Source organism: Curvibacter sp. GW821-FHT01G03 (genome assembly GCF_059422285.1).
Genome location: NZ_JBWKWP010000003.1, coordinates 22,024 through 42,548 on the forward strand (window position 1 = coordinate 22,024; position 20,525 = coordinate 42,548).

Annotated in this window: 16 protein-coding genes and 1 tRNA gene; 10 read left to right on the forward strand and 7 right to left on the reverse strand. The window is 64.6% G+C overall.

Features of this window, described 5'->3' with window-relative positions; genetic code table 11:
* Window positions 1–6 precede the first annotated feature (6 nt).
* The 6 genes from atpG (at window position 7) to AC07VS_RS04445 (ending at window position 4,988) form a co-directional block, all read left to right on the forward strand.
* Window positions 7–873: a F0F1 ATP synthase subunit gamma gene (gene atpG / locus AC07VS_RS04420; protein ID WP_492349603.1), complete on the forward strand. Its 867-nt coding sequence runs from the start codon at window positions 7–9 to the stop codon at window positions 871–873.
* 41 nt (window positions 874–914) lie between these two features.
* Entirely contained in the window at window positions 915–2,318 is a 1,404-nt protein-coding gene (gene atpD / locus AC07VS_RS04425; protein WP_492349604.1) for a F0F1 ATP synthase subunit beta, read from the forward strand.
* Between the two features lie 75 nt (window positions 2,319–2,393).
* Window positions 2,394–2,810, forward strand: a complete 417-nt coding sequence (locus tag AC07VS_RS04430) for a F0F1 ATP synthase subunit epsilon (RefSeq protein WP_492349605.1) — start codon at window positions 2,394–2,396, stop codon at window positions 2,808–2,810.
* Between the two features lie 166 nt (window positions 2,811–2,976).
* Window positions 2,977–3,426, forward strand: coding sequence for a YybH family protein (locus AC07VS_RS04435; RefSeq protein ID WP_492349606.1), 450 nt, complete (start codon window positions 2,977–2,979; stop codon window positions 3,424–3,426).
* A 25-nt stretch (window positions 3,427–3,451) separates the two neighbouring features.
* The gene (locus AC07VS_RS04440; RefSeq protein ID WP_494657999.1) at window positions 3,452–4,432 is read left to right on the forward strand and encodes a YheT family hydrolase; all 981 of its coding nucleotides are present in this window, start codon (window positions 3,452–3,454) and stop codon (window positions 4,430–4,432) included.
* Between the two features lie 13 nt (window positions 4,433–4,445).
* On the forward strand, window positions 4,446–4,988 hold the full coding sequence (locus AC07VS_RS04445) for a DUF2946 family protein (protein ID WP_494750287.1): 543 nt from the start codon (window positions 4,446–4,448) through the stop codon (window positions 4,986–4,988).
* Window positions 4,989–5,093: 105 nt separating this feature from the next.
* Here the strand turns inward: AC07VS_RS04445 and AC07VS_RS04450 are convergent, their stop codons facing one another.
* The 7 genes from AC07VS_RS04450 to AC07VS_RS04480 all read right to left on the reverse strand — a co-directional run bounded on the left by AC07VS_RS04450 (window position 5,094) and on the right by AC07VS_RS04480 (window position 17,953).
* Window positions 5,094–5,609, reverse strand: coding sequence for a c-type cytochrome (locus AC07VS_RS04450; protein WP_492349609.1), 516 nt, complete (start codon window positions 5,607–5,609; stop codon window positions 5,094–5,096).
* A gap of 362 nt (window positions 5,610–5,971) precedes the next feature.
* On the reverse strand, window positions 5,972–7,444 hold the full coding sequence (locus AC07VS_RS04455; RefSeq protein WP_494750288.1) for an efflux transporter outer membrane subunit: 1,473 nt from the start codon (window positions 7,442–7,444) through the stop codon (window positions 5,972–5,974).
* The gene (locus AC07VS_RS04460; protein WP_494750289.1) at window positions 7,437–10,577 is read right to left on the reverse strand and encodes an efflux RND transporter permease subunit; all 3,141 of its coding nucleotides are present in this window, start codon (window positions 10,575–10,577) and stop codon (window positions 7,437–7,439) included. Before AC07VS_RS04460 ends, AC07VS_RS04455 begins: the two co-directional genes overlap by 8 nt.
* Before the next feature lie 12 nt (window positions 10,578–10,589).
* A complete protein-coding gene (locus AC07VS_RS04465; RefSeq protein ID WP_494750290.1) occupies window positions 10,590–11,828 on the reverse strand; it encodes an efflux RND transporter periplasmic adaptor subunit in 1,239 nt (412 codons plus the stop codon).
* A gap of 250 nt (window positions 11,829–12,078) precedes the next feature.
* Window positions 12,079–13,533 carry an efflux transporter outer membrane subunit gene (locus AC07VS_RS04470; protein ID WP_494658003.1) on the reverse strand — a complete coding sequence of 485 codons (1,455 nt, stop codon included), beginning with the start codon at window positions 13,531–13,533 and terminating at the stop codon, window positions 12,079–12,081.
* A complete protein-coding gene (locus AC07VS_RS04475; protein WP_492349614.1) occupies window positions 13,526–16,699 on the reverse strand; it encodes an efflux RND transporter permease subunit in 3,174 nt (1,057 codons plus the stop codon). The genes AC07VS_RS04470 and AC07VS_RS04475 overlap by 8 nt, the downstream gene beginning before the upstream one ends.
* Before the next feature lie 12 nt (window positions 16,700–16,711).
* On the reverse strand, window positions 16,712–17,953 hold the full coding sequence (locus AC07VS_RS04480) for an efflux RND transporter periplasmic adaptor subunit (protein ID WP_492349615.1): 1,242 nt from the start codon (window positions 17,951–17,953) through the stop codon (window positions 16,712–16,714).
* A gap of 154 nt (window positions 17,954–18,107) precedes the next feature.
* Here AC07VS_RS04480 and AC07VS_RS04485 point away from each other — a divergent pair, with 154 nt between their 5' ends.
* The 4 genes from AC07VS_RS04485 to AC07VS_RS04500 all read left to right on the forward strand — a co-directional run bounded on the left by AC07VS_RS04485 (window position 18,108) and on the right by AC07VS_RS04500 (window position 20,505).
* On the forward strand, window positions 18,108–18,737 hold the full coding sequence (locus AC07VS_RS04485; protein ID WP_492349616.1) for a TetR family transcriptional regulator: 630 nt from the start codon (window positions 18,108–18,110) through the stop codon (window positions 18,735–18,737).
* A gap of 96 nt (window positions 18,738–18,833) precedes the next feature.
* Window positions 18,834–18,909 (forward strand) — tRNA-Arg (locus AC07VS_RS04490).
* Between the two features lie 133 nt (window positions 18,910–19,042).
* Window positions 19,043–19,966, forward strand: a complete 924-nt coding sequence (locus tag AC07VS_RS04495) for an RNA polymerase sigma-70 factor (protein ID WP_492349617.1) — start codon at window positions 19,043–19,045, stop codon at window positions 19,964–19,966.
* Window positions 19,967–20,055: 89 nt separating this feature from the next.
* Window positions 20,056–20,505, forward strand: a complete 450-nt coding sequence (locus AC07VS_RS04500) for a carboxymuconolactone decarboxylase family protein (RefSeq protein WP_492349618.1) — start codon at window positions 20,056–20,058, stop codon at window positions 20,503–20,505.
* Window positions 20,506–20,525 lie beyond the last annotated feature (20 nt).

Below are 20,525 nucleotides of genomic sequence, written 5' to 3' on the forward strand. Positions count from 1 at the left end.
GCACATATGGCAGCAGGCAAGGAAATACGCGGCAAGATCAAATCGGTGGAAAACACCAAGAAGATCACCAAGGCCATGGAAATGGTGGCCGCATCCAAGATGCGCAAGGCGCAGGACCGGATGCGTGCTGCCCGTCCTTACAGCGAAAAGATCCGCAACGTTGCCGCCAACCTGGGTCAGGCCAATCCCGAGTACACGCACGCGTTCATGAAGACGAACGATGCGAAGACTTCTGGGGTGATCGTGGTCACGACCGACAAGGGTTTGTGCGGTGGCATGAACACCAACGTGTTGCGTGCCGTGACGACCAAGCTGCGCGAACTGCAAGGTGCAGGCGTGTCGGTGGAGGCTGTCGCCATCGGTAACAAGGGTCTGGGTTTCCTGAACCGTGTTGGCGCGAAAGTGGTTTCGCACGTCACGGGGTTGGGTGATACCCCGCATCTGGACAAGTTGATCGGCCCCGTGAAGGTGCTCTTGGATGCCTACGCAGAAGGCCGCATCAATGCGGTCTACCTGGGTTACACCAAGTTCATCAACACCATGAAGCAAGAGTCGGTGCTGGAGCAGCTGCTGCCCCTGTCCGCCGACCAGATGCAGGCTGAAAAGACCGAACATGGTTGGGACTACATCTACGAGCCCGATGCTCAGGCCGTCATCGACGATCTGCTGGTTCGGTACGTTGAATCCCTGATCTACCAGGCCGTGGCAGAAAACATGGCATCCGAACAGTCGGCGCGCATGGTGGCCATGAAGGCCGCGACCGACAACGCGGGCAGTGTCATCGGCGAATTGAAGCTGGTCTACAACAAGACCCGTCAGGCAGCGATCACGAAAGAACTTTCGGAAATCGTCTCCGGCGCGGCTGCGGTTTGACCCTCGTCGTCGTCACGGTTTAAAAATTTTTGGAGCAAAAAATGGCTCAAGTTCAAGGAAAAATTGTTCAGTGTATTGGCGCTGTGGTTGACGTGGAGTTTCCGCGTGACCAGATGCCCAAGATCTACGACGCTCTGAAGCTCGAAGGATCTACACTGACCCTGGAAGTTCAGCAGCAGCTGGGCGACGGCGTGGTGCGTACCATTGCGCTGGGTTCGTCCGACGGTCTGCGTCGTGGCCTGATCGTGACCAACACCCATGCACCCATCACGGTGCCTGTGGGCAAGGCCACTCTGGGTCGCATCATGGACGTGCTGGGCGCGCCTATCGACGAACGTGGTCCTGTCAGCCAAGAGCTGACCGCCTCGATCCACCGCAAGGCACCCGCTTATGACGAGTTGTCGCCTTCGCAAGAATTGCTGGAAACCGGCATCAAGGTGATCGATTTGGTCTGCCCGTTCGCCAAGGGCGGCAAGGTGGGTCTGTTCGGTGGTGCCGGCGTGGGCAAGACCGTGAACATGATGGAACTCATCAACAATATCGCCAAGGCTCACTCGGGTCTGTCGGTGTTCGCTGGTGTGGGTGAGCGTACCCGCGAAGGGAACGACTTCTATCACGAAATGGCCGATTCCGGCGTGGTGAACCTGGAGAACCTCGGCGAGTCCAAGGTGGCCATGGTTTACGGTCAGATGAACGAGCCCCCGGGCAACCGTCTGCGCGTGGCCCTGACCGGTCTGACCATTGCTGAATCGTTCCGCGACGAAGGTCGTGACGTGCTGTTCTTCGTGGACAACATCTACCGCTACACGCTGGCCGGTACCGAAGTGTCCGCTCTGCTGGGTCGTATGCCTTCCGCCGTGGGCTATCAGCCGACGCTGGCTGAAGAAATGGGCCGTCTGCAAGAGCGGATCACCTCGACCAAGGTGGGCTCGATCACCTCCATCCAGGCCGTTTACGTGCCTGCCGATGACTTGACCGATCCGTCGCCTGCCACCACCTTTGCCCACTTGGATTCCACTGTGGTGCTGAGCCGTGACATTGCCGCCCTGGGTATCTACCCCGCCGTGGATCCGCTCGATTCGACCAGCCGCCAGCTGGACCCGAACGTGGTGGGTGAAGACCACTACAGCACGGCCCGTGCCGTGCAGGGTACGCTGCAGCGCTACAAGGAACTGCGCGACATCATCGCGATTCTGGGTATGGACGAACTGGCACCAGAAGACAAGCTGGTGGTGGCCCGTGCTCGTAAGATCCAACGTTTCCTGTCGCAGCCTTTCCACGTGGCTGAAGTGTTCACCGGCTCGCCCGGCAAGTACGTGCCCCTGTCTGAAACCATCCGTGGTTTCAAGATGATTGTGGCCGGCGAGTGCGACCACCTGCCCGAGCAGGCCTTCTACATGGTTGGCACCATCGACGAAGCCTTCGAAAAGGCCAAGAAGATCTAAGGCCTTCTGTCATCGGAGAGTCGGGTTTGAAAAAGCCCCTCTCCGGTGCAGTCAAGCCTCCAGAAAAGGATTGCCATGGCAACCATTCATGTTGACGTTGTGAGTGCCGAAGAGTCGATCTTCTCGGGTGAAGCCAAGTTTGTGGCTTTGCCTGGTGAGGCAGGCGAACTCGGTATTCTGCCGGGCCACACGCCGCTCATCACCCGTATCAAACCCGGCTCGGTGCGCATCGAGACGGCCGATGGCGGTGAAGAATTCGTGTTCGTGGCCGGTGGCATTCTTGAAGTGCAACCGAACTGCGTGACCGTCCTGTCTGACACCGCGATCCGCGGCAAGGACCTCGACGAAGAAAAGGCCAAACAGGCCCGCGCTGCGGCCGAAGAGGCCATCAAGAACGCCAAGAGCGACATCGACTTGGCCCGTGCCCAGTCCGAGTTGGCCGTCATGGCTGCTCAGATTGCGGCACTGCGCAAGTTCCGTCAGAAGCGCTGAAGCGCCCCGGCTTTCGGCCATGCCCTGGTGCATGGCTCGGGCCTCGCATCAACCCCGTGCCCTCAACTGCACGGGGTTTTGTTTTTGGGGCGATTGACCGGCAAACTGCACCACTTGCCCAAAGCGCGGCAGAATAAAGGCCCGCAGCGAACCCGAGCCCATCGTCATGCCCAAAGCCAAACTTCAGGCCATCACCGTAGGCGGTTCCGCCGCTGAAGTTGAAGTGGCGTTTTACGACGCCTTGCAAAAAGGGGATGTCGGCCAGTTGATGGCCTGCTGGGCAGACGAGGACGACATTGTTTGCGTGCATCCTGGGGGGGCCCGCCTGATCGGGGCCGGAGCCATCCGAGCCGCTTTTGAATCCCTGTTGGCCCAAGGCGCCGTGCCCATTCATCTGGAGCATGTGCAATGTGTGGAGGCGTTGGCCAGTTCGGTGCACAGTGTCATCGAACGCATTGAAATTGACACACCGGCGGGCCGGCACGAGGCCTGGGTGATCGCGACCAACGTGTACCACAAGACAGCTCAGGGATGGCGCATGGTGGCTCACCATGCCAGTCCCGGAACCCCACACAAGCCCTTGCCCTTGACGGATGGCCCTGCCGTCCTGCATTGAGGGGCCATGCAACTTGGCCGTGTTGATGAATTATGTCGCCCCCGCCTGGGTGCCAGGTGGCAATCTTCAAACCATCTGGCCGGCGCTCTTTTCCCGCCGCGTCTTTGGTCATGCGCCTCGGTACCGGCGAGAGCGTTGGAGCACGCCGGATGCCGACTTCATCGATGTCGACTTCCTGGAGCCCGGCGTGGGACCGGAGTCCGCAGCCTCAGCCCCCATGCTGGTGCTGTTTCATGGGCTGGAGGGGTCTTCCGGCAGCCACTACGCTGAGGCCTTTGCCGACTACGCCCGCGAGCGTGGCTGGGCCTACGCCGTGCCGCACTTTCGAGGTTGCAGTGGTGAAATCAACCTCGCCCCTCGCGCTTACCACTCAGGTGACCATGAAGAGATCGGCTGGGTGCTGTCTCGCGTGAAAGCCGCCCACAGGGGCCCCGTGATCGCCGTGGGGGTCTCATTGGGTGGCAATGCCTTGCTGCGCTGGGCCGAGGAAGCCGGCAGCACAGCGGCTCAGGTCGTGAAGGGCGTGGCCGCGGTCTGCTCGCCGATTGATCTGGCCGCGGGTGGGTGGGCCATTGGGAGGGGCTTCAACCGGCTGGTGTACACGCGCATGTTCCTCAAGACCATGAAGCCCAAGGCCTTGCAGAAATTGGCGCAGTTTCCAGGCCTGTTTGACCCACAGGCCCTGGCCGAGGCGCGGGATTTGTACGAGTTTGACAACGTGTTCACCGCCCCTTTGCACGGCTTTCGCAGCACCGAAGATTATTGGGCGCGCGCGTCTGCCAAACCGCATTTGGCCAGCATTCGTTTGCCCACCCTGGTGGTCAACGCTCGCAATGATCCCTTTGTGCCGGCTTGGTGCCTGCCCGGTCAGGGTGAGGTTGGCCGGCACGTGACCTTGTGGCAACCCGCACACGGGGGGCACGTGGGCTTTCCGCATGGGCGGCTGCCGGGGCATGTACGCGGCATGCCCGACGCCGTGGGCGGCTGGCTGGCAGACCACATTTGAATCAGGAAGCGATATGGATGACATCGTTCGACAGGCCATGGCCAAGTGGCCCAACGTGCCTGACTGCTATGGTTGGCTGGGCCTGGATGCGCGTGGCCAGTGGTACATGCGTGACGACCGTGCACAGGCCCTTGGCAGCTTCGCCAGCGGCCAACCGGGTGCCCGTGGCTCCGTGTTGCGGCACGACAAACTGATCGACTTCATTCAGCGCAATTACGAGCCCGATGCCCGGGGCTGCTGGTATTTTCAGAACGGGCCTCAGCGCGTCTATGTTGAGCTGGAAGCCACGCCATGGATCTGGCGCATCAATGACGCATTGCAGGTCAGCAGCCACTCGGGCCGCGAGGCTCAGGTGCAACACTGTCTGCTGGATGAACAGGGCCGGGTCTACCTGGGGACTGATCTGGGCCTGGGGCTGGTGCACACCCTCGATGTGGGCCATGTCGCCAATGCCGTGGAGGCGGGCCTTTGGACGCCAACGGAGGTGGCCTCTGACAGCTTGCCCGCCCGCTTTGGCTATGTGCTGAGCCCCGCTGCGGGCCTTGCCGCTACTTGATTGCCGCGGTCTTGGCAGCGTCAGCAGTCGATGCAGAAATGAAAAAGCCGGCCTATGAGACCGGCTTTTTCACACTGACAGCCCAAGGGGCGCAGCGCGATGACTTTATTTGGCTTCTTCAGCGGCGGCTGGCGCCTTGGGTTCGGGGAAGTTCGCACCGCCATTGTTGGCCATGTAGGCCACGCCACGCGCCACTTCAACGTCAGAGAAATCGCCGCCGCCCTGAGCGCCCATGGCACCCTTGCCCTTGAGGGCAGAATTCACCAGCGATTCGAAACCGGTCTTGATGCGCGGAGCCCAGGCCGCTGCGTCGCCAAACTTCGGCGAGCCTGCTGCACCGGTGGCGTGGCAGGCTGAGCATTGGGCTTTGAACACTTCTTCGCCAGAGCGCAGAGGGCGGTTGGCATCGCGAATGTCCACTGCGCCCACCTTTTGAATGCGTTCGGCCAGAGCCCGCTCTTCATTGCCGGAACCCACCGCCGGCTTGTTGCCCGAGGTGACATACGCGACCAAGCCGATGATCAGAAACACCGGGATGACAAACGAAAAAATAACCGCCACCAGCAGTTGCTTGGGGTTTTTGATCGGGCCGGTGTGTGCGTCTTCGTGGATGTCGCTCATGGCGTCCTCAATGTTGTGGTAAGGCTTGAAACTTAACTTTTGATTATAACGACGGGGCACCCTTGGCTGACCAGGGGCTTGCCCCGAGGGTGTTGCATGCAAGCCAAGTTGATCGCTTGTGTCGGGCCTGATTCGCTGCTGGGTGCGTGAAGGTCATGCGTCCGTCACATCTGCCGCTTACGCTCAAACCCGTGAACCAGTCGGGCTTGGCACGCACCTGAACTTCGGTGCAGGTGCCGCTGGGCCAGCGGTTGAATGAGGGGGGGCGCCACCTGCGCTTGCGCGCAGGCCGGGGTGCTCCATTGCGACGGGATGGCGCCGGAAGGCGCCGTCCCGCTTTTTTGGGCCTGTCTTTCGGCTGCTCATGTCGGATCCGATGAGCGCCGGTCCGCGCGCCAGTGGCCGCCGAGCACCTGATAGACCGAAACCTGGTTTTGCAGCCGATTGAGTTGCGCCTGCACCCGTTGCTGTTTCTGGCTCAGCCAATTGCGTTGGCTGGCCAGCCAATCGAGTCGGCTGCTCACGCCCATCTCCAGGCTGCGTTCGGCCAGGTTCGCCTGGGCCTGCGCCGCCGTGGTCTGACGCTCGGCCGCATCGAGTTGCTGCACAACGGCCTGACGTTCGGCCAGTGCGTCTGCCACCTCGCGGAAAGCCGATTGGATGGCTTTTTCGTACTGGGCGGTGGCGATGTCGCGGCCCACTTTGGACGCGTCCACCTGGGCTTGGTTCTGCCCCGCATCCAACAGCGGCAGACTGGCCTGGGGTGCCAGTGTGAAGCCCTGCGAGCCGCTCTTGAACAGCCCCGAGAGTTGGGGGCTCAGACTGCTGACGCCGGCGGTCAGGCTGATGCGGGGGAACAGGGCAGCCCGGGCTGCGCCCACATTGGCATTGGCGGCGACCAACGCCTGCTCGGCCTGGGCCACGTCGGGCCGCCGCAGCAGCAGTTCGGAGGGCAGGCCTGGCGCCAGGTCGGCCCAGGGGGACACATCCAGGGTGCTGGCGTCCAGGCTGTCGTGCAGGGGAACCGAGTCGGGCAGACCCAGCAACAACTGCAGCGCGTTTTCATCGCGTTGGCGCTGCAGCTCACCCTGGGCCAGGGCTGCACGTGCGGCCTGGGTCTGGCTTTCGGCCTGCAGCAAATTCTGTCGCGCCAACGTGCCGTGCTGCGCTGCGCGCTGGGTCAGTTGCAGGGTGGCTTCCAGGTTGAGCATCGTCTCGCGCAGCAAGGCCAACTGGGCCTCATCGGCCAGCAAGGTCAACCAACCCGTGGCCACACTGGCAATCAGGCTCAGGCGGGCACTTTCGTAGGCCTGGGTACTGCCCAAGTATTGGGCCAGGGCCTGTTCCTTCAGGCTGGCCACACGCCCGAAAAAGTCGAGTTCGAAGGCCGTCACGGTCAACCCGACCGAGTAGCTGCTGCCTTGCACCGTGCCCATGGTCGTGGCCACGGGCGCACGTGACCCGCCTGCCGATCCATTCAAGGTTGGCCACTGATTGGCGCGGCTGATCTGAAACTGGGCCCGGGCCTGTTCCACCTTGAGGGCTGTCACCCGCAGGTCACGGTTGTTGGCCAAGGCCTGGGCGATCAAGGGCTGCAGCCGGGCGTCGCTGAAATAGTCCGCCCAGTCCCCGTTGCGGACAGGCCCTGCCGAGTCCTGCGCCGATCCCGAGGCAGGCCACTGCGCCGGCAGCGACACGACAGGCCGCTGGTAGTCCGGCAACTGGCTGCAGGCGGCCAGCAGCCAGGGCAGGGCCAGAAGATGCAGGCGCTGAGGCAGACGCAGGCGCACGGCAGGCAACGCTGGTTTGGTGGGGTGGAGCAAGGGCTCAGTCATGCGGGACTCCAGGCAAAGGATGGGCCGCTGGTTGGGCACGCCTGGGCTTGAACAAGGTGCGTACCACCACAAAAAACACCGGCACAAAGAACACGGCCAGCGTCGTACCGACCAGAATGCCACCCAGCACCCCGGTGCCAATCGCGCGCTGGCTGGCAGCGCTGGCGCCATGGGCAATGGCCAGTGGCAGCACTCCCAGCCCAAAGGCCAGCGAGGTCATGATGATGGGGCGAAAGCGCAGTCGCACGGCTTCCAGCGTGGCCTCCAGCAGGCCCTTGCCGGCGGCCTGGGTGTCTTTGGCGTACTCCACGATCATGATCGCGTTCTTGGCCGACAGACCGATGATGGTGATCAGGCCCACTTGAAAGTACACGTCGTTCGAGTAACCGCGCAACAGGGTGGCCAACACCACCCCCAGCAAGCCCAGGGGGACCACCAGGATCACCGACAGCGGGATCGTCCAGCTCTCATACAAGGCGGCCAGACACAGAAACACCGACAGCAGCGCGAAGCCATACAGCACCGTCGACTGCGATCCCGCCTGGCTCTCCTGCAAGGACTGTCCGGTCCACTCGTAGCCGAAGCCCTCGGGCAACTCGCCCGCCAGGCGTTGCATCTCGGCCATGGCCTCCCCGCTGCTGTGGCCCGGGGCTGCACTGCCGCTGAAGCGCACGGCGTCGTAGCCGTTGTAGCGCACGGCCTGCATGGGGCCGTTTTGCCAGTGGGTGGTGGCGAAGGTGGACAGCGGCACCAAAGCGCCCGTGTTGCTGGGCACCTGGAACTGCAACAGGTCTTCACCCTGCATCCGGTGCGCCGCATCAGCCTGCACCACCACGCGCTGCATGCGGGCCTTGCTCGGGAAGTCGTTCACATAGCTGCTGCCCAGCAGGGCTGACAAAGCGGCGTTGATGGCAGAAAAGCTCACGCACTGGGCCTGGGCCTTGTCGCGGTCGATCTGCAGGTGCAGTTGCGGGGCATCGTCCAACCCGTCCACCCGCACCTGTGACAACAGCGGGCTCTTGGCCGCTGCGGCCTGCAATTGGGCGCGTGCGGCCATCAAGGCCTCGTGGCCTTTGCCACCGCGGTCCTGCAGCCGGAAGGTGAATCCGGTGGAGTTGCCCAATTCGGGAATCGGGGCTGGGTTCAGTGGCAGGATGAAGGCGTCGCGCACCTGCATCAGGGCCCCGAAGGCCCGCCCGACCACGGCCTGCGCCGAATGTTCCGGGCCTTGACGATCCGACCAATCCTTGAGCGTGACGAAGGCGAGCCCGGCATTTTGTCCGCTGCCTGAAAAGCTGAACCCCAGCACGCTCACCATGCTCTTCACCTCTGGCTGCGCGAGCACGTAGCGCTCCACGTCCTGCATCACCTCCAGCGTGCGGTTTTGCGAGGCCCCGGCCGGCAGTTGGGCGTTGATCAGGATGCTGCCCTGGTCTTCATCGGGCAGAAAGGCCGTGGGAAGACGCTCAAAGACCAGCAGGGCGGCACCGATGAGCGCCCCATACAGCACCAGATAGCGTGCGCTGCGTTGGAGCAGGCGCGTCACCGTGCTCTCATAGCCCGAGGCGGTGCGCGAGAAGCCCCGATTGAACCAGCCGAAGAACCCCTTGCGCTCGTGCTGGGTGCCCGCGGGAATCGGCTTCAGCATCGAAGCACACAGTGCAGGCGTCAAGGTCAGCGCCAGAAAGGCCGAGCAGGCGATCGAGGACACCATGACCACCGAGAACTGGCGATAGATGTTGCCCACGGCGCCGGCAAAAAAGGCCAGCGGCACAAACACCGAGATCAGCACCACGGTGATCCCCACAATGGCACCGGAGATCTGGCCCATGGCCTTGCGGGTGGCTTCCATCGGTGCAAGCCCTTCGTCGGCCATGATGCGCTCGACCGCCTCAACCACCACGATGGCGTCATCCACCACGATGCCGATCACCACCACCATGGCAAACATGGTCAGCACGTTGATCGACAGGCCCATCACCAGCATCGTGGTGAACCCGCCCAGCAGGGCCACCGGCACCACGATGGCCGGGATGATTGTGTAGCGCACGTTCTGCAGAAACACGAACATCACCACAAATACCAGCACCAGGGCTTCGAACAGCGTTTCGGTCACCTGGCTGATGGAGATTCGCACAAAGTTGGAGGTGTCGTAGGGAATCGCCCACTTCATGCCCTTGGGAAAGTAGTGCTCCAACTCGCCCATCTTCTGGCGCACTGCGGTGGCCGTGGCCAGGGCGTTGCCGGTGCTTGACAACTGCACGCCCAGGCCCGAAGCCGGCACCCCGTTGAGCCGGGCCGAAGTGGCATAACTGGAACCGCCCAGCTCGACCCTGGCCACGTCGCGCAGGCGCACGGTGGAGCCATCGGGGTTGGCACGCAGCACGATGCGGCCAAAGTCTTCGACCGAGGCCAGCTGACCACTGACCACCACGGTGGCCGAGATCTCCTGACTGGGCAGTTGGGGCAGGTCACCGATCGCCCCCGAGGCCACTTGCGCGTTTTGCGCCGCGATGGCGGCGTTCACGTCGGCCGGCGACAGCTTGTAGCTGACCAGCTTGGCCGGGTTGAGCCAGATCCGCATGGCGTGTTCGGCACCAAACTGCTGCACCTGCCCGACGCCCGCCAGGCGCTGGATCTCGGGCACCACGTTGCGGGCCACGTAGTCGCCGATCTCGATCGGACCGAAGGCCGGGTCGTCTGAAGACAGCAGGGCAAACAACAAAAAGTTGTTCGACGCCTTGGACACCACCACGCCTTGCTGATTCACGGCCGCAGGCAGGCGTGGCGTGGCCCGGCTCAGGCGGTTCTGCACATCCACCTGGGCCAGTGCCGGGTCGGTGCCCGGCTCAAAACTCAGGGTGAGGGTGCCGGTGCCATCGGCTTGGGCCACCGACTCCATGTACATGAGGCCGGTCGCACCGTTCATTTGCTGTTCGATCACACTGATCACGCTGTTCTTGAGCGTTTCGGCCGACGCCCCCGGGTAGCTGGCGTTGAGCACGATGGTGGGGGGCGCCACCGTGGGGTACTGGGCAATCGGCAGTTGGGTCAGGGAGACACAGCCCAGCACGACCACGAACAGCGCAATCACCCAAGCGAAGATGGGTCGGCTGATGAAGAAATTGGACATGGCGCAGCTTTCTCAGGGCTTGACGCCCGGGGCGGGCGGCGTGGCTGCCGGGGGCGCTTTCCAGGGCACGGGCTTCACTGGGGCGTTGCCGCGCAATTTCTGGAAGCCGTCCACCATCACCTGTTCCCCCGCCTTCAGCCCGCTCAGCACCACCCATTGGCCCGACACGGCCTGGGCGATCTGCACGGCTCTGACACCGACGGCCCCATCGGGGGCCACCACCATGACCGTGTTGCCGGTCTGGGTGCGGGTCACGGCCTGTTGGGGCAGCAGCAGGCCATCGCTGGCGCGTGCTTGCTCCAGCCTCACACGCGCAAACAGCCCGGGCATCAGCAAGCGATCGGGGTTGGGCACTTCAGCGCGAAGCGTCACCTGGCCCGAGCTGGCGTCCACGGTAACGCCTGAGAAAAACAGCTTGCCCGGGCGTGGATACTCACTGCCGTCAGGCAGCACGATGCGCACGCTGGCGGCCTGGGTACCTTGGGCGCGCTTGAGCTGCCCCTGGGCCAGGCTGCGTTGCAGGCGCAGCACCTCGTCGGCCGACTGAGTGAAGTTGACGTACACCGGATCCAGTTGCTGCACGGTGGTCAGGGGCGTGACCTGGCCCTGGCCCACCAGCGCGCCTTCGGTCACCAGGGTCTGGCCCACGCGGCCGGCAATCGGGCTGCTGACCCGGGCATAGCCCAGGTTCAGGCGCGCGGTTTGCACACCGCTTCGTGCGCCGGCCAGATCGGCCGTGGCCTGCTGTACCGCCAGCCGCGCAGCGACCAGGGCCTGCTGGCTCACGGCGCCGTCCTCGGCCAGGGGCCCGTAGCGTTGCAGCACATCCTGAGCCTGGGCCAGGGCTGCTTCGGCTTTCAGCACATTGGCCTGCGCGCTGTCGTGTGCCAGTTGAAAGGGCTCGGGGTCGATCTGATAAAGCGCTTGTCCGGCCTGCACCTCGCTGCCTTCTTCAAACAGGCGCTTTTGCAGGATGCCCGCCACCCGTGCCCCGATCTGTGCCACCCGGTACGGCTCGATGCGACCGGGCAATTCGGTCTGCAAGCCGACCGGCCCTGGCTCAACCACCACCACACCCACCTCGGGCGGTGGCATCGCGCCCTGCGGCGGAGATTTGCCGGCGCGTTCACAGGCGCTCAACAGGGTGGTCAAGGCCAGGCACAGGGCCAGCGGGAGTGCGGGCCACCTGGCTTGCACCAAGGCACGGCTGCGTGCAGGCTGTCGGGTGGCCGCGGGGGGCGTTTCGGGCATGGCTGTCCTTCGGGGGCGAGGGGGGCGAACGGGGTTCGCCGCATCATCCGCCGGGGTCAGGGCTCGTAAATGCAACAAGTGCAAGCCTGGCTTGCGGCTTTGTGGGCATTTGTTGCCGAAAGCCAGGCCGCCAAAAAGAAAGGCCCCGAGCCGGGGCCTTAAGCGCGTGTTGAATGTCTCGCACGATCCGTGGAAGACCTTGAGCCCGCTCTCAGGGGGCAGGGCGGTGATGACCGCCGCTGCAGGGGGCTCAATGCGTGGGCTGTTGGGGGGCCGCGGCCACCCCATCGGTCCAGCCCCCCCCGAGCACCTTGTACAGGGTGACCTGGGTCTGCAACTGGCTCAGGCGTGTCTGCACCAGGGCCTGCTGGGCGGTGAACAGCGAACGCTGCGCGTCCAGCAGATCGAGGTAGCTGGCCACGCCATTGCGGTAGCGCAGGTCCGACAACTCGGTCTGCCGCGTGGTGGCTTTCACCAAGGCCTGCTGGGCCCGCAGTTGGTCGCCCAGGGTGTCACGCCCGGCGAGGGCGTCGGCCACCTCGCGGAAGGCTGTCTGGATGGCTTTCTCATACTGTGCCACGGCAATGTCGCGGGCGGCCTGCGCCGTTTCCACGCCCGCCTGGGTGCGGCCGGCATTGAAGAGGGGCACCGACAACTGGGGCGAAAGGGTATAGCCCCAGGAGCCGCTCTTGAACAGGCCCGACAAGGCGCTGCTGGCGCTGCCGATGCCGGTGGTCAGGCTGATGGTCGGGAAAAACGCCGCGCGTGCCGCACCGATGTTGGCGTTGGCCGCGATCAGCGACTGTTCGGCCTGGCGGATGTCCGGGCGCTTGATCAGCAACTCAGAGGGCAGGCCCACGGGCACCTCGGGCAGCGTTGCCTGACTCAGGTGGGCCTGGCGCAGGGCCTGGCGTGCATCGTCGGGCAGGCCCTGGCCCAAGACCAGCACCAGGGCGTTTTCGTCCTGGGCGCGCTGGCGCACTTGTTGGGCCAGCGTGGCGCGGGCGCTCTCCACCAGCGATTCGGCCTGACGCAAGTCCAGCTCGGAGGCCGAGCCCTGGTCAAAGCGCAGCCGGGTCAGCTTGAGTGAGTCTTCCCGCGTGGCCAGGGTGCGGCCCGACAGGTCGAGCAACTCCTCGTCGGCCACCAGGGCCAGCCAGGCGTTGGCCACCGTGGCCACCAGGCTGATCTGGGCTGCCTTGCGGGCCTCGCCCGTGGCCAGGTACTGGGCTTGAGCCTGCTCCTTCAGCGCCTGCAGGCGGCCGAAGAAATCGATCTCCCAGGACGATACCAGCAGGCCACCGGTGTAGACACTGGTGGTACCGCCGCTGGTGTTGGGGGTGCGCGAGCCCGAGATCACGCCGTTGACCGCAGGCAACTGGTTGGCCCGTGCGATCTGCAGCGCGGCGCGGGCCTGTTCGATGTTGAGCACTGACACGCGCAGGTCGCGGTTGTTGTCCAGCGCCAGGGCGATCAGACGGCGCAGCGCCGGGTCGCTGAAGTAATCCTGCCAGGCCAGGTCGGCGGCCGCCTTGTTGCCGGCGGCCTGGGCCACATCGGCCTTCAGCGCCGGAAACTGCTCGGCCACCGGGGCGGCCGGGCGCTGGTAGGCCGGGATCATGCTGCAGCCGCCCAGCAGGGCGCTCAGGGCCAGCGCCACGGGCGCCAGGGGCAGGCGGAGTCGCCAGCTTGGGGTTTTACGCATGGTCTTGGCCTCCTGCGGCTTCGGCCACACCGGCCTGTCGAGCATGTTCTGCATAGATCTGGCGCTGGCGCTCGCTGCCCTTGAACAGCTTGCGCACCACCACAAAGAAGATGGGCACAAAGAACACCGCCAAGGCGGTGCCGGTGATCATGCCGCCCACCACGCCGGTGCCAATGGCACGCTGGCTGGCCGAGCCGGCACCCGTGGCGATGGCCAGCGGCACCACGCCCAACATGAAGGCCAGCGAGGTCATCACGATGGGGCGGAAGCGCAGGTGCGCCGCCGCCAGGGCCGACTCGATCACACCGCGGCCCTGCGCTTGCAGGTCCTTGGCAAACTCGATGATCAGAATCGCGTTCTTGGCCGACAGGCCGATGATCGTGATCAGACCCACCTGGAAGTACACGTCGTTCGAGTACGCCCGCAGCCAGGTGGCCAGCAGCACGCCCAGCACGCCCAGCGGCACCACCAGAATCACCGACAGTGGGATCGACCAGCTTTCGTACAAGGCGGCCAGGCACAGGAACACGGCCAGCACGGCAAAGCCGTACAGGATCACGGCCTGCGAGCCGGCCAGCTTCTCCTCACGCGACTGGCCTGTCCATTCGTAGCCAAAGCCTGCCGGGAGTTGTGCGGCCAGCTTCTCCATCTCGGCCATGGCCTCGCCGGTGCTGCGTCCGGGCGCTGCACCGCCGCTGATGCGCACGGCCGGGTAGCCGTTGTAGCGCACGGTCTGCATGGCACCGTTCTCCCAGCGGGTGCTGGCAAAGGTGGACAAGGGCACCAATTGACCGGCACTGTTGAGCACGCGCAGTTGCAGGATGTTGTCTGGCTGCATGCGCGCTGGCGCATCGGCTTGCACCACCACGCGTTGCAGACGGCCCTGGTTCGGGAAGTCGTTCACGTAGGTGGAACCCAGCGCGGTGGACAGGGCCGAGTTGATCGCGTTGAACGGCACGCCCAGGGCCTGGGCCTTGTCGCGGTCGATGTCGATCTGGAGCTGAGGCGCGTCTTCCAGGCCGTCGGGGCGCACCTGGGTCAGCACCGGGCTCTTGCTGGCCATGCCCAGCAACTGGTTGCGCGCATCGATCAGGGCCTTATGGCCCTTGCCGGCGCGGTCCTGCAGGCGGAACGTGAAGCCGCTGGCGTTGCCCAACTCAGGGATCGGTGGCGGGCTGAGCGGAAAGATGAAGGCATCGCGGATGCCCATCAGCGCGCCGAAGGCACGGCCGGCCAAAGCCTGGGCCGAGTGCTCTTCGCCATGGCGCTCGTCCCAGGGCTTCAGGGTCACAAAAGCCAGCGCGGCGTTCTGGCCCTGGCCCGAGAAGCTGAAGCCCAGCACGCCGACCATGCTCTTCACCTCAGGCTGCTTCAGGATGAAGCCTTCCACCTGTTCCATCACGCTGCGGGTGCGTTCGACTGTGGCGCCCGGGGGCAGTTGCACGTTCACCAGCATCGTGCCCTGGTCCTCGTTGGGCAGGAACGAGGTGGGCAGGCGCATGTAAACCACCACGGCAGCCGCACCGATGGCGACATAAATCAGCATGAAGCGGCCGGCCCGCTTGAGCAGCTTGGCCACCCAGCCTTCATAGCCCTTGGCGGCCCGGCTGAAACCTCGGTTGAACCAGCCGAAGAAGCCCTTCTTCTCGTGGTGATGCCCGGCCTCGACCGGCTTGAGCAGCGTGGCGCACAGCGCCGGCGTGAGCGACAGCGCCAGGAAGGCCGAGAAGGCGATCGACGACACCATCACGGCCGAGAACTGGCGGTAGATGTTGCCCACCGAACCGCTGAAGAAAGCCAGCGGCACGAACACCGAGATCAGCACCACGGTCACGCCGATGATGGCGCCCGAGATCTGGCCCATGGCCTTGCGCGTGGCCTGCAGCGGGGGCAGGCCTTCCTCGCTCATGATGCGTTCGACGTTCTCCACCACCACGATGGCGTCGTCCACCACGATGCCGATCACCAGCACCATCCCGAACATGGTCAGCACGTTGATCGAGAAACCCAGGGCCAGCAGTGTGGCAAAGGTGCCCAGCAGGGCCACGGGCACCACGATGGTCGGGATCAGGGTGTAGCGCCAGTTCTGCAGGAACAGGAACATCACCAGGAACACCAGCACCACGGCTTCGACCAGGGTCTCGGCCACCTGAGACAGCGAGATCTTGACGAAGCCCGAACTGTCATACGGAATGGCGTAGGACACGCCGGCCGGGAAGTAGCGCTGCAGGTCTTCCATCTTGGCCTTCACCGCCTTGGCAGAAGCCAGGGCGTTGCCCGAGGGGGTCAGCTGGACACCGATGCCGGTGGCCGGCTTGCCGTTCAGGCGGGCCGAGGTGGCGTAGGTCTGGGCTCCCAGCTCGATGCGGGCCACATCCTTGAGGCGCACGGTCGAGCCGTCGCCATTGGCGCGCAACACGATGCGGCCGAACTGCTCCACCGAGGCCAGTTGGCCCTTCACCACCACCGTGGCGGCAATGCCCTGGCCGGTGATGTTGGGCAGATCGCCGATGGCGCCAGAAGACACCTGGGCGTTCTGGGCCGTGATCGCGGTGTTCACGTCGGCGGGCGCCAGGCCATAGCCGGTGAGCTTGGCCGGGTCGATCCACACCCGCATGGCGCGCTCGGTGCCGAACAACTGGGCCTGGCCGATGCCGGGCAGGCGCTGGATTTCGGGGATCACGTTGCGCGAGGCATAGTCGCCCAGCGCGATCGGGTCCAGTGCGCCGTTGTCCGACGACAGCATGATGAACAGCAGGAAGTTGCTGCGTGACTTGTCCACGCGCACCCCCTGTTGCGTCACTGCTGCCGGCAGGCGTGGCGTGGCGCGCGAAAGCCGGTTCTGTACGTCCACCTGGGCCAGGTCGGGGCTGGTCGAAGGGTCAAAGCTCAGCGTGATCGTGCCGGTGCCGTCCGCCTGGCTGACCGACTCCATGTAGAGCAGCCCCGGAGAGCCGTTCATTTCACGCTCAATCACACTGATCACGCTGTCTTCCAGCGTCTGGGCCGAGGCCCCTGGGTAGCTGGCGCTGATCACCACCGAGGGCGGTGCCACCGGTGGGTATTGAGAAATGGGTAGCTGGGTGATGGACACCCCGCCCAGCACCAGGATGAACAGAGCGATCACCCAGGCAAAGATGGGCCTGTCAATGAAGAATTTCGCCATGAATCAGGCTCCTCAGGACTTGGCGGCCGGGGCCGCGGCGGGGGCCGCGCTGCCCGGTGCCTGCCAAGGCACGGCCTTCACGGGCGCATCGCCACGCAGCTTCTGGAAGCCGTCCACCATCACCTGTTCGCCGGCCTTGAGGCCGTCCAGGATCACCCATTGGTTGCCCTTGCCCGCTGCCACCTTGACCGGGCGCGGGCTGACCTTGCCTTCGGGGCTGACCACCATCACCACGTCACCTTTTTCGCTGCGGGTGACCGCCTGCTGGGGCAGGGTGATGGCATCGCTGGCCTGGGCCTGCTCCAGGCGCACCCGCACATACAGGCCCGGCAGCAACTGGCCGCCCGGGTTGGGGACCTCGGCACGCAGCGTGATCTGGCCGCTGGTGCTGTCCACCGTCAGGTCCGAGAACAGCAACTTGCCGGCCTTGGGGAACTCGCTGCCGTCATCCTTCACCAGGCGCACGCTGGCCGCTTCGGCACCAGGTGCCCGCTTCAGTTGGCCATTGGCCAGCGCATCGCGCAGTTTCATCACCTCGGCGGCCGACTGCGTGAAGTTGACATACAGCGGGTCGATCTGTTGCACCAGCGCCATCTGTGTCGCCTCGCTTTGGCCCACCAGCGCCCCCACGGTCACCAGCTCGCGGCCGATGCGGCCCGAGATCGGCGACGTCACCGTGGTGTAGCCCAGGTTGATCTTGGCGGTCTGCAGGGCCGCCTTGGCCGAGGCCAGGTCGGCTTCGGCTTGTTTCTGTGCCGCTTCGGCGTTCACGTAGTCCTGTTTGCTGATGGCATTGGCCTCCACCAGCGGCTTGTAACGGGTCAGTTGGGCGCTGGCCTGCATCAGCGTGGCTTCGGCCTTGGCCACGGCGGCCAGGGCGCTGTCATGGGTGGCCTTGTAGGGCGCTGCATCGATCTGGAACAGGGGCTGGCCTGCCTTCACGTCGCTGCCTTCGCGGAACAGGCGCTCTTGCACGATGCCGGCCGCACGTGCCCGCACCTGCGCCACGCGCGAGGCCTCCAGGCGACCCGGCAACTCGGTTTGCAAACCCACCACGCCCGGGGTGACCGTGACCACGCCCACTTCGGTGGGCGGCATGCCGCCACCCGGGCCACCGGCCCCTCCCTGCGCACCCGAAGGACCGCAAGCGGCAAGAACGGCACTCAGCGTGCCCACAGTCATGAAGAGAGGCAGGCGGCTCAGCAAGGGCCGGCGCTGCGGTGCGGCGACTGCCGCAGGTTGGGATTCGGTCATGTCCGTTTTCCGGTGTGAGTGTGTTGGTATCGGGTAAGACTTGCTAGGGTCAACCCGTACTGTGTCTTGTTCATGTAAAAAACGAAAGGGCAGTATACATACATTCGTGAATGTATGATGTGGGCTGCAATTCATACCCACAACAGGAGACGCCATGGCCCGCCGAACCAAAGAAGATGCCCTTGCCACCCGGCACAGCCTGCTGGACGCGGCCGAGCGCGTGTTCTCTGAAAAAGGGGTTTCGCGCTCGTCGCTGAATGACATTGCCGTGGCGGCAGGCACCACGCGCGGCGCCATCTATTGGCACTTCAAGGACAAGGCCGATCTGTTCAACGCCATGATGGACCGCGTCACCCTGCCCATGGAGGAGGCTTTGCAGCAGATGGGGCGTGAGCCCGGGCGAGACCCGCTGGACGACCTGCGCCGCGCCACCCTGGACGTGTTGCGCAAGATGACGCAAGACCCCACAACCCAGCGGGTTTTCGAGGTGGCCAGTTACAAGGTCGAGTACGTGGGCGAGGCCCTGGCCATCAAGGGCCGGCACCTGGAGGCCCGCAACGACTGCCTGGCTGAAATGACCCGCAGCCTGCAGGCCGCAGCGCAATTGCGGGGGGTGACATTGCACCTGCCGGTGCAGGCCGCGGTCATCGGCCTGCATGCGCTGCTTGATGGCTTGATCCAGAACTGGCTGTTGTCACCCGAAGAATTTGACGTGGTGACCATCGGTCAGCAGGCCATGGACACCTACCTGGCCGGCCTGGGCTTCAGCCATCCCGCGCCATGAAACCCAGCAATGCCACTTGATGGCGCTGGCGCCGTTGCATCGCAAGCCCTCCGGCCCGTGCCATAATCCGCGGATCGTTTGCCTGTCATCAGGCACGCGGCTGTAGCTCAGTGGATAGAGTATTGGCCTCCGAAGCCAAGGGTCGTGGGTTCGATCCCCGCCAGCCGCACCAAACACGTTCAAGCCCTTGATCTTCAAGGGCTTTTTCGTTTCTGGGCTGTTTGCTGCATCGCCTTGCGGCAAAGATCGAACGTGGTGGTGGTCATCTGTCACAAGGCCAGGGTTTGGGCCGTCTAGGGACTACCATGACCTGTCTTCGCACTTGCCCCTCCCTTTTTCCAGTGTCTGACGCCGATACCGACACCTTTGTGGCTTTGCGGCCGCGGCTCTTTGGCATGGCCTATCGCATGCTGGGCACGCGTGCCGACGCTGACGATGTGCTGCAGGAAGCCTGGTTGCGCTGGCATCGCACGGATCGGGCCGCACTTCAATCGGGCGAGGCCTGGCTGGTGACGGTGGTGACGCGTCTGTCCATCGACCGCCTGCGTGCGGCCAAGGCCGAGCGCGAGGCCTATGTGGGCTTCTGGCTGCCCGAGCCCCTGGTGGCCGTGGACGATCAGGGACCCGAGGCCGTGGCCGAGTTGGCTGACGATCTGTCGATGGCCTTGCTGCGGGTCCTGGAGCAACTGTCGCCCGAGGAGCGGGCGGCCTTTTTGCTGCGCCAGGTGTTTGATCACGATTACGCTGACATCGCTGCCACCCTGGGCAAGAGTGAGGCGGCCTGCCGTCAATTGGTGCACCGAGCGGGCCTGCGCGTGAAGCAGCCCCACGGTGGGCCGCCGCCGCGGTTCACGGTGCCCCGGGCGCGTCACCGCGCCTTGCTTGCCCGCTTCATGCAAGCGGCCCAGAAGGGCGATCGCGCCAGCCTGCAGGCTTTGCTTGCCGACGATGTGGAACTGATGGGCGACGGCGGCGGTCGCGTGGCATCGGTTGCGCACGTGCTGCGCGGTGCTTTCCGTGTCACGAATCTGTACTGGGCCGTGGCGCGCCGGCTGGGGGACCAGATCCGTTATCGACAGGTGCTTGTCAATGGCGAGCCGGGGCTGTTGCGCTATGTGGGTGGGCAGCTTGAATCAGCCCAGGCCTTTGTGTTGGATGGCGAGCGCATCGTGGCGGTGTATGTGGTGCGCAACCCTGACAAGTTGGCGGGCATTGCCTTGCAGGCTTGAGGCGTGTTGTCACAAGTGGCCAGCCCCGGGCGTCTAACAGGGGAGAGGCCGCATCGGGTGGCCTCCGAACTGAACAGAAAGCCCATGCCATGCAGACCCCTGCTGCCCGTGTCCCCTACATCCAACTGGCCCCCAAGGCCTTTCAAAGCCTGCTCGACCTGTCTCAAACCCTGAAGAAAGGCCGCCTGGGCGAGCGGCTGATCGACCTGGTGTGGCTGCGTGTGTCGCAGCTCAATGGCTGCGCCTACTGCATCGACATGCATGGACAGGATCTGCTGCGCCAGGGCGTGACGCCGCGCGAACTCAATGCGGTGGCCGGCTGGCACGAGGCGCCTTTTTTCAGCGAGCGTGAACGCGCCGCGCTGCGCTGGGCGGAGATCATCAACGCCACCCCGAATGGCGATGCCAGCGATGCCGAATTTGACCGCCTGGCTCAGCAGTTCTCACCTGCCGAGATGGCTGAGTTGGGCTTTGCCATCGCCACCATCGCCGCCTGGAACCTGCTCAACGTGGGGTTTCGCCAGCCCCTGCCGATTTGAAGCGCCCGAGCGGGAAACTG